Source organism: Microvirga tunisiensis (assembly GCF_009296175.1).
Classification (GTDB): Bacteria; Pseudomonadota; Alphaproteobacteria; order Rhizobiales; family Beijerinckiaceae; genus Microvirga; species Microvirga tunisiensis.
This window is the reverse complement of sequence record NZ_VOSK01000240.1, coordinates 1-9736: the sequence shown is the minus strand read 5'-3', so window position 1 is coordinate 9736 and position 9736 is coordinate 1. Positions and strand designations below refer to the sequence as shown.

General features: G+C 58.6%; 10 protein-coding genes. 4 read left to right on the top strand and 6 right to left on the bottom strand.

What is annotated here, in order from left to right; genetic code table 11:
• Window positions 1-302 precede the first annotated feature (302 nt).
• The 6 genes from FS320_RS48580 to FS320_RS31710 form a co-directional block, all read right to left on the bottom strand.
• Entirely contained in the window at window positions 303-692 is a 390-nt protein-coding gene (locus tag FS320_RS48580) for a hypothetical protein (RefSeq protein ID WP_152716433.1), read from the bottom strand.
• Window positions 646-1212, bottom strand: a complete 567-nt coding sequence (locus FS320_RS48575) for a recombinase family protein (protein ID WP_338105571.1) — start codon at window positions 1210-1212, stop codon at window positions 646-648. The genes FS320_RS48580 and FS320_RS48575 overlap by 47 nt, the downstream gene beginning before the upstream one ends.
• A gap of 132 nt (window positions 1213-1344) precedes the next feature.
• Complete coding sequence (locus FS320_RS31725) at window positions 1345-2313, bottom strand: hydroxyacid dehydrogenase (RefSeq protein ID WP_274597246.1); 969 nt, start codon at window positions 2311-2313, stop codon at window positions 1345-1347.
• A gap of 216 nt (window positions 2314-2529) precedes the next feature.
• Window positions 2530-3282: an SDR family NAD(P)-dependent oxidoreductase gene (locus FS320_RS31720; protein WP_152716431.1), complete on the bottom strand. Its 753-nt coding sequence runs from the start codon at window positions 3280-3282 to the stop codon at window positions 2530-2532.
• A gap of 41 nt (window positions 3283-3323) precedes the next feature.
• Window positions 3324-4052 (bottom strand): SDR family oxidoreductase, encoded by a 729-nt coding sequence (locus FS320_RS31715; protein WP_162003380.1) that lies wholly within the window; start codon window positions 4050-4052, stop codon window positions 3324-3326.
• A gap of 16 nt (window positions 4053-4068) precedes the next feature.
• The gene (locus FS320_RS31710) at window positions 4069-5127 is read right to left on the bottom strand and encodes a LacI family DNA-binding transcriptional regulator (RefSeq protein ID WP_162003379.1); all 1059 of its coding nucleotides are present in this window, start codon (window positions 5125-5127) and stop codon (window positions 4069-4071) included.
• 231 nt (window positions 5128-5358) lie between these two features.
• On the opposite strand from FS320_RS31710, the gene FS320_RS31705 reads away from it, so the two are divergent.
• The 4 genes from FS320_RS31705 (at window position 5359) to FS320_RS31690 (ending at window position 9459) form a co-directional block, all read left to right on the top strand.
• The gene (locus FS320_RS31705) at window positions 5359-6660 is read left to right on the top strand and encodes an ABC transporter substrate-binding protein (protein WP_152716428.1); all 1302 of its coding nucleotides are present in this window, start codon (window positions 5359-5361) and stop codon (window positions 6658-6660) included.
• Window positions 6661-6757: 97 nt separating this feature from the next.
• Complete coding sequence (locus FS320_RS31700; RefSeq protein WP_420846803.1) at window positions 6758-7711, top strand: carbohydrate ABC transporter permease; 954 nt, start codon at window positions 6758-6760, stop codon at window positions 7709-7711.
• 10 nt (window positions 7712-7721) lie between these two features.
• On the top strand, window positions 7722-8594 hold the full coding sequence (locus tag FS320_RS31695) for a carbohydrate ABC transporter permease (protein ID WP_152716426.1): 873 nt from the start codon (window positions 7722-7724) through the stop codon (window positions 8592-8594).
• 49 nt (window positions 8595-8643) lie between these two features.
• Window positions 8644-9459, top strand: a complete 816-nt coding sequence (locus FS320_RS31690; RefSeq protein ID WP_152716425.1) for a sugar phosphate isomerase/epimerase family protein — start codon at window positions 8644-8646, stop codon at window positions 9457-9459.
• Window positions 9460-9736 lie beyond the last annotated feature (277 nt).

Sequence of the window (9736 nt, the reverse complement as noted above, 5' to 3'; positions counted from 1 at the left end):
CTCAAGCGTACCGTGATCAGCCACATGCGCCGGCTGACAAAGCTCCCCGAACGGATCCGAAGCTACTTCAGGCATCAGCCATTCCGCTATGCCGCGTAGTTCAAGATCACCCAAGCCGGATCAATAGCTTTGTGCGGCGTCAAATCATAATCCTTGTGTCGGGGGTTCAAATCCCTCCTCCGCTACCATCAATCCGCCCATTGCGCGGATCCCATTCGGGAAAGCCTGATCTCCCAAAAGAGAATTGAGACGGCCGGTGATTTCCACCTGGACGCCGGGGCGTGAATCGTCGCGGTACACCGTCACCGTCTCGACCAACTCCCTGATGACGGCGCTCGCGTCCTATCACCGGCGTTGACGCCGCGGGCGAGGGCGGCCTGCAAGCGCTCGATCATCTCATAGCGCTTCAGGGCCTGCGGGTGGAGCGCCACCACATTCGGCGGCTCCTGGGTATTGGCAAGCTGGGACTCGAGCTGCTTGCGCTCCTGGTTCAGGGCCTTGGAGCGTGGCCCGAGCAACTCCACGTCGCCGAGGCCCTTTGCAATGGCATCGACCACGCGCTCGATCTCGTGCGTCACCTCGTCGATCCGTCGTTCGATTCGGGAGCGGTCCTGTACGGCTCTGCGGGCCAGCCGTAGGCGCTCCTCACGATAGGTCTTCACGTATTCCGCCAGCATCACCGGGTGCTGCATCTCGCTCTTGAGCCCGGTGAGGACCGCATTCTCGACGGTTTCCAGGTAGAAAGTCTTGGGATCCAGGCAGTGCCGCTCTCGGCGGCGGCTGAGCAGCGGATCCGCATGCGGTGGGATTTGTCGGTTCCCTTAGTAGACATACCGGCACCACAGCAGCCGCACCACAGCAGCCGCACCGCAGCAGCCCCGACGGCAAGTGGCGCTGGCGCTTCTGCTGGCTGGGGTGAGCTTGGCACCGCACGGTTTTCTTCTGGCGCACGGCCTCATAAAGATCCTTCGGCACAATGACGAGTTCCGGGACCTCGACGATCTGCCACTGGTTTTCCGGATTCGGCCGGGAGACCCGCTTGCCGGTATGCGGATCCTTGATCATCCGCAGCCGGTTCCAGACAAGCCGACCGCCATAAAGATCGTTATTCAGAACGCCGGTCCCACGCTCGGCATTGCCATTGATGGTCGATGCGTTCCAGACTCGGCCGCGCGGCGGGCGAAGGCCGTCGCGATTGAGCCCATGGGCGATATCGCCCCTTCGGTAACTTCTCCCGCTTCGCGACAGCAGATGAACGGCTGGGCCGCTCTGGATGCGTTCAACATGCGATGTGCTCTGCTTCGAGTCTGCTGACCGGCCAGCTAACCGGTGACAAAGATCTATTCAGGCCATAGTCGACAGTACCGCCTTCGTCACCTCGTGGCGGTAGGGCTCACCCGCCAGCATCCTGCAGACCTCGTCCACAGCCGTGGCACCCTGACGTAGATAGGTCTCATGGCTGTGCCCGGCAGCGTGGGGCGCGAGGATTGCATTCGGTAGGGTGCGTAGAGGGCTGTCGTGCGATAGCGGTTCCTTCTCATAGACATCGAGCACAGCTGTAAACCGGCCCTTGCGCAGCTCCGCGATGAGAGCCTGTTCGTCTACGATTGCACCGCGTGCAGTGTTGATGAAGAGGGCGCCATCCTTGATCATGGCAAGTTGATCGGCACCGATCATGTGGCGGGTTTCGGGTAGGGAGGGCACGTGCAGAGATACGATGTCACTACGGCGTAGAAGATCATCCAGTCCACATAGCTCCACGCTCATTTCGTAAGCCTGAGGCTCAGTGAGGTAAGGGTCATAGACAAGAACCCGAGCGTTGAAGGCGCGAAACAGGCGCATCATCATCCGACCGATATAGCCTGCACCGAGCAGGCCCACCGTTTGTTCGCCGAGGAGCCGCCCAAGCAGGCGCGTCCGAAGGTCAAACCAGGGCTCGTTGTTCCGCATCCCGTCGGCGAGTTCCGCGGGATGGCGCAGGAATGACAGAACTTGCGCCATCACGAACTCGGAGACCGCTTCGCCAATATGGATTGCCGCATGTGTGACGTGCAGCCGGCCCTCCTCGATAGCCGCGAAAGGAACAAGGTGCCGAACGCTGCCGGCAGCATGGGCTACCAGTTTCAATGACTTCGCATGGGCAAGCAGCGTTTCGTCGAGCGGCGGAGTTCCCCAACCGGTTATCACCGCCACTGCACCGTCGACCAGATTGGGGAGATTCTCGGCAGTCATGTCTCCATCTTGAGGCGCGCGAACACTCGCCACTTCTGCGAGCCGCTTCTCAGCGGATGCGGGGATAAGCTTTGCCCGCATGTCAGGCGTTAGCAGGATCACGACCGTTGGCTTATTCGTCGGCGACTCGCTCACGCTGCTCATGTCGTCATCTCCCTTTTCCAGACTGACCGTGTCTTGCTGGCTGCAATCGAACGGTTCTCTTTAAGGTTCTATTGGGGCGGCTTGTCGGATACTGCCTGCGCTGGTCCTTCAACTCGGCAGGGGCCGGTACCGGGCCTTTATCTTCTTCGCTGGCTAGAACCCGACGCCGCCGTTGATCTGAACAACCTCTCCAGTCACATATCCGGCCTGCTCCGAGGCCAGATAGAGCACCGTGCCGGCCACATCCTTTGGCGTTCCCTCACGCCGCAATGGAGTCCTCGCGACTGAGTCGGCGCGGCCTTGCGGAGTGCTGAAGGTATCGTGAAAGCGCGTGCCGATGAGGCCGGGTGCGACGCCATTGACGCGAATGCCGAGAGGGCCGACTTCCTTCGCCAACGACCGCACCAGCGTGGCAACGGCACCCTTGGTCGCGGCATAATGTGAGGCGCCTGGGCCGCCACCGTCAAAACCGGCAAGTGAAGACATCAGGACGATGGAGCCGGATTTGCGGGGTTCCATGGACCGAAGAGTTGCCTGCACCACCAGGAACGTACTCAGGAGGTTCAGGGAAATTGCCTCCTGCCAGAGTTCCAGCGTTGAGTCGACGCAGCGGCTCCTTTTCAACAGGCCGCCCGTATTGGCGAACAGAACGTCGATTGGTCCAAGGTCATGTTCCGTGCGCTGGACTACCTCAGCAACTTCGTCCGGCTTCGTCATGTCTGCCTTCAAGGAGAGGACATGCCTGCCTTGTGATTTATACTCCGTCTCGATCGCGCCAGCTTCGTCGGCACTCGTCATGTAGGTGAATGCCACCTTTGCTCCAGCATCAGCGAACGCGCGGGTCGTTGCGCCGCCGATCCCCGATGCACCTCCGGTGACGAGGACAACCTTCCCTGAAAAATCCATTCTTTTGGTCCTTTGCAGTGAGATACGAATAGTTTCTGTGCCTACCGTCGACTCGGTTGGATCGTGAGTTCCGAAACGTGAGCGCGCTGGGGCAGGCGCATAACGAACAGGCAGGCTTCGGCAATGTCTTCGGGCTGCAGGGCAGCACGACGGACCTCGGTGCTCACCGGGGATGGTCGGCGATCAAGCAAAGGCGTATCGGTCATGCCAGGCAGGATTGCGGTCGCACGGATGCCGCTTGCCCACTCCTCCTCCATGATGGCGTGGTTCAGGGCGAGCACGCCGGCCTTCGAAGCCTGGTAGGCTGCGCCCGAACGATCCGGTTTTCGCGCCGCAATCGACGAGATGTTGATGATCAACCCTTCTTCCCTCGCGCGCATCGGTGGCACGAACAGCTTGCACAGGTTGAACGCCGCCATCAGGTTGACCTGAAGCATCGACTCCCAGGAGGCTGCGGTCAGCTGGTCGAATGCCCGTTCCACGATGTTCGTGCCGACCGAATTGATCAAGACATCGACCGTGCTCAGATCAATCTCGGAAACGGCGTCGGCCAAGGCGTCCGCGTTGGAGGCATCGGCGACCACAGTCGCAGTCCGCGCTTGCTGCCCTACAGCGCGGGCGGATGCTGCGGTCTCATCGAGTCCCGCTTCATGACGTCCGAGCAGAATGAGACGGGCCCCAGCCCTTGCCGAAGCCAGGGCGGTCGCACGTCCCATGCCGCTGCTTGCGCCGGCGATAAAAACCGTTTGGTCGGATAGATCCCGAGCCATCAATCCATTCCTATCCCTACGCACTCTGCAGTACCCGCGCAGGCGCCGTTGACCCGCGCACGATGAGTTGTGGCGTGATGTCGATGAAGGCGGGGTCATCAGCGTGAGCCGAACCCTCCAAGTGGGCGACGAGCATGCGTACGACCATCTCGGCCATGGCCGGCACTGGCTGGCGGATCGTTGTCAGAGCGGGCTGGGCGATCTCGGCGAGAACGATGTCATCAAAGCCGACGATCGAAATGTCGTCCGGAACACGAAAGCCAAGATCGCGCGCGCCCGCATAGGCGCCAAGAGCATACATGTCGTTGTTAGCCACGATCCCCGTCGGCGGATTGTCGCGACTTAGTAATTCACGTACGCCCATCCGTCCGAGCTCTGCTCCTTCCAGGTCGCCGAATCCGGCAACACCGCCACCCTGCCAGATCATATCGTCAGGGAGTTGCAGGCCAGACCGGGCCATGGCCAACCTCACGCCGTTCATGCGGCCGATTCGGCTGTTGGTCTTGATCGGTCCAGAGACTGTCGCAATACGCTTGTGCCCAAGCCCGATCAGGTGCTGAGCAGCAAGTGTGCCACCCAACTCCTGATTGAGGCTCACGCCGCAGGTGATGACGTCGCGGGCGCCATTAACGCGTTGATCGAAGGCAGCGACCTTGAGGCCGCGAGCCGTCAGGTCGCGCAAATAGTCGAATGATAGGGGCGATGATCCAAGGATGATGCCCGTTATTCCCGAGCCGAGCATCGCTTCGGCGTAACGCGTCTCGACGTCTGGATCACGCTCCGCATTACAGATCAGGATCTTGTAGCCACGATGTCTGGCAGCGCGTTCAACATGGTGCGCGACCAACCCCCAGAATGGGTTCGCCACGGATGGGATGATCAAGCCAATGCTGCAGTTCTGACCTGATTTCAGCTGCCGGGCAGCAACATTAGGCGTGTACTTGAGTTGTTCGATAACTTCGAGGACGCGGCGTTTAGTTTCCGGGCGCATCTTATCGTGCCGACCATTGATCACATTGGAGACCGTGCTCGGCGAAACTCCAGCTTTTTTCGCGACCTCGTGAATTCCAGACATCGATTCTTCCATCGGCTCGTTGCGAGTCCTGTTTGCGGCGCAGGTGATGCAACGATTTACCGATAAGACAGGGTGGTTCCTTTGTCAAAGGACACAAGTGAAATAAAGTAGCGGTTTCACTCACCGGATCCCCCATTATGGTCGACCTTTTTGTAGTTGACGTGCCTGCTATTTCTTGTGTTACGTTTCACTAACGAAGCCCGCAGATGGCTCGCTCATAGGGAGGAAGAGATGTCGATACGAATGAATCGGCGAGAGGTACTCCGCCACGGCGCCACGTTGCTGGGTAGCGCAGCACTGGCTGGGCTGCCCCTCGGCAAGGCATTTTCACAGTCCAAGGTGCGTGTGCGCTTTGCTGGCTATGTTGAATCGCAGGAACAGCTGACGCAAACTCTTGCCGTGTTGAAGCTGTACTCTGAAAAGAATCCCAGCGTCGAGATCATTCCAGAGTTCACCAATTTCGGTGCGTTCACCGATAAAATCGCGACCGAGACCGCGGGTGGAAATGCGCCAGACATGTTCAGCGTCAATGTCGATCTGCTGGCGGAATACGCGCGGCGAGGCGTTACGACACCTCTTGATGCTTACGTGCCTAACCCGATCAATCTGGCCGATTATCTGCAAAGCGCCGTCAATGCAGCTAAGTTTGACGGCAAGCAGTACGCGATCCCTAATGACGCGATCGGGCCTACCATCATCACGAATGCCACGTCATTCGAGAAGGCTGGTATCAAGGTTCCGGATCAAATGTGGACGTGGGAGGATCTGGCTGAAACCTCTGCGGCTCTCAGCAAAGCTCTCGGACCGAGATTCTGGGGCGTCGAGGACGCCGGCGGCAACTATATCCCATGCGATATTTTCTTGCGTGGCCGCGGCAAGTCGATGTTCACGCCAGATCACAAGCTCGGCTTCGCATTAGAGGACATGGAAGCTTGGTATGCGTATTGGAAAATGATGCGCGACACAAAGGCTACGCCACCCGGGGATGTTCAGGCAATGGCAGGCAACGACGATCCAAGCACGGCCGGTATCGTGGCAGGGCGGGCCGCGATGAATATCACACTCACAGACAGCTTCGTCGGTTTCCAGGCCCTGTCGCAGGACAACTTCGTTCTCCACATGATGCCAAATGGCTTCAGAGGCGGTGAGATGAAGCAGCGCCATTACTGCTATGCCGGGAACTCGACTACCGTGTCGGCAAAATCACCTAACCAAAAGCAGGTCATTGATATCATCCGCTTCATGCACTTCGATCCGGAAGGCGCCAAGACCTACTACACTAACAGCGGCATGATACCGTGCTCGAAAGCCGGCCGCGACGCGCTGGCCGCTTCGGGAACCGACGCTGATCGAAAGATCATCGCCTATCTGGATTTGCTGCAAAAGGACCCGGCGCCTCCCCGGTACCCGGGTGTGCCGGGAATGACGGGCATGTTGACGCGCGCGAATGAGGGCGTCGCCTTCGGCAAGATGACCCCCAAAGAAGCTGCTCAACAGTTCATCAACGAAGTGAGCATCAGGCTGAAGAAATAAGCCCCGAGCGGGGAGCCTTCGATACATGGGGTGCGGCACTGACACGCCGTATGCCGCACCCCGGTGTGGTCTCAGCGGAAGATAGTTCATGAGCACGATCCTGTCCGAGACAACTTCGCTTGAATCGGTCACCGCGCCCAAAGCCCGCCGGCGCAGGGCTGTGGGGATCAATGCGCGTCAAAACGCTGCCGCCTTTCTATTCCTGTCGCCTTGGCTTGTCGGCTTGGTGTGTCTTACACTCGGCCCGATCCTGGCTTCCTTCTATCTGTCGCTTACCAGCTACGACATGTTCACGCCGCCGCAATGGCTGGGCTTGGACAACTACGTGAAGATGTTTACTGAAGACGGGCGCTACTATCAGTCCTTGCGTGTCACGTTCACCTATGTGTTCCTGTCGGTACCTCTGAAGCTGGCCTTTGCACTCGGAATCGCCATGCTGCTCAACCGCGGCCTGAAGGGACTGGGTTTCTATCGTTCGGTTTACTATCTGCCATCGCTCCTCGGTGGCAGCGTGGCCGTCGCCATCATGTGGCGTCAGGTGTTTGCCTATGACGGCATCATCAACCAGATTCTTCTGAAGTTCGGCATTGACGGGCCCAGTTGGATCACAAGCACTGACTATGCGCTTTATACTCTTGTGGCGCTCGCCGTGTGGCAGTTCGGGTCCCCGATGGTCATCTTCCTCGCCGGCCTCAAGCAGATCCCGCAGGACATCTATGACGCGGCGGAAGTCGATGGTGCCGGACCGGTGCGTAAATTGTTCAGCGTCACGCTGCCCCTTTTGACGCCAATCATTTTCTTCAACTTCGTGATGCAGACCATAGGCGCGTTCCAGGCGTTCACCCCCGCCTACATCATCAGTGGCGGAAAGGGCGGTCCTGCCGATGCGACGCTGTTCTACACGCTCTACCTCTACGAACAGGCGTTTACCAACTTTCAAATGGGCTACGCTTCCGCCATGGCTTGGGTTCTCGTCGCCATCATCGGTCTGGCGACGGTTCTTTCCTTCCAGTCTGCCCGCTACTGGGTCCATTATGGCGACGAGCGCTAGGGATGCTGTCATGACCACTGCTTCCATGCTTACTCGTGTAATGAGGAAGCCACCTACCCGTTGGCGCAGTATCATCATTCATGGTTTTCTGATCCTCGGCGCTCTGGTGATGATCTATCCGTTGCTCTGGCTGGCGAGCAGTTCATTGAAGCCAGCCAATCTGATCTTTTCTGATCTGAGCCTATGGCCCTCCAAAGTCCGGCTGCAAAACTATGTCGATGGGTGGCGCGGCGCGGCTCTGCCGTTCTCGACCTTCTTCCTGAATTCCTTCATTATCTCCGGCCTGGCCGTCGTCGGCAACGTAACGGCATGCAGTATGGTTGCCTATGCGTTCGCTAGGCTGAACTTCATCTTCAAAAGGACGCTATTTGCGTTGATGATGCTCACGATCATGCTGCCTCTGCATGCGACGCTGATCCCGCAATATGCGCTGTTCTACAACCTTGGCTGGGTGAATACCTTCCTGCCACTCACCGTGCCTAAGTTCCTGGCGGTGGACTCCTTCTTCATTTTTCTTTTGGTCCAGTTCATCCGAGGCATTCCGCGCGAGCTGGATGAGGCGGCCGTCATAGATGGTGCGGGTCCAATTCGCATATATTGGTCAATCATCCTGCCGCTTCTGACGCCGGCACTGGTGACCACAGCAGTATTTTCATTCATCTGGACCTATGAGGACTTCCTGTCGCCTTTGGTGTATCTCACCTCGATGGATCTATACACTGTACCGCAGGGGCTGAGCCTTCTCATGTCGTCGAAAGGCGCGTCATCATGGGGGCCGTTGCTGGCCATGTCGCTGCTCTCGCTAGTGCCACTGTTCGTCGTGTTTTTCATCTTTCAGCGCCGGCTGATCGAAGGCATTGCGACGTCGGGCCTCAAAGGCTGAAGCCGGCAGCAACGGCCAGTCAATTTCGCTGCACGAAAAGGTCTATTCCATGGCGAAGCATCCGATCTCTGTATTCACGAAGCCCTGGACCGAGCCTTTACCAATCGTGGCTGACAAGGTGGCGGCTCTGGGCTTGGATGGCATTGAGCTTCCCGTCCGACCGGGCTACCAGGTGACACCCGAGAACGGGGCAGCCGGCTTGGCAGAGGCAACCCGTGTGTTGAGCACAAGCGGGCTCAAGATCACCAGTATCGCAAGCACGGCAGACGAAGCAATCATAGCGGCATGTGGCGACAGCGGCATACCGCTCATCCGCATCATGGCGCCGATTGATCTCAGTATTGGCTATATCCGATCGATTGAGAATTATCGTCGCCAGTTTGACGCATTGCTCCCGGCTCTGGACGGTCACGGTGTCACGATTGGTGTCCAGAACCACTATGGTTGCTTTGTCGGGAGCGCTGTTGGACTGCTCCACCTGATTGAGCAGTACGACCCACGACATATTTGCGCGGTGCTCGACATGGCCCACTGCGCCGTTGATGGCGAGCCGACCGCAATGGCCGTCGACATCATCAAAGACAGGCTCCATCACCAGGTCAACTTCAAGAGCGCTTATCACGCTCGGGTCAACGGACCGGAGGATGAGGCAGTGTACAAGGTCAAATGGACGACGCATCGGCACGGAGGATACTCGTGGCGGGAGTTCGTCGACTGCCTGAAGAAGATCGGCTTCGCCGGTACCTTGTGCCTCCCCGCTGAGTATAGCGACCCAGCGGGCAAGCCACAGCGTATGGGTGACGACGTCATTCCCTACCTGAAAGAGGATTTGGCTCACCTCAGGTCGCTTGTCGCAGATTGGTGAGACCTCGGGCTCCACCTTGAGCAGCCACGCCGTGTAATTGTAAAAGGGCACTGCCAGGGGCATTCCGGCGCGTTGGCTGCCACGGCTTCGCGCTCTGCCATGCTTTGAAGTAGTAACTGTGGGTGGCAGGAGCAATCCGAACGACTGCTTTTATTGATCCGGCTTGGGAGATCTTGAAATCCACGACCGGTCGGACCAGATCGACGGGATGAAGCATATAGACATGCGCAAGCTGCCAGCAGCAGCACAAGAGGAGCGTCGGCGACAGGTGGTGGGG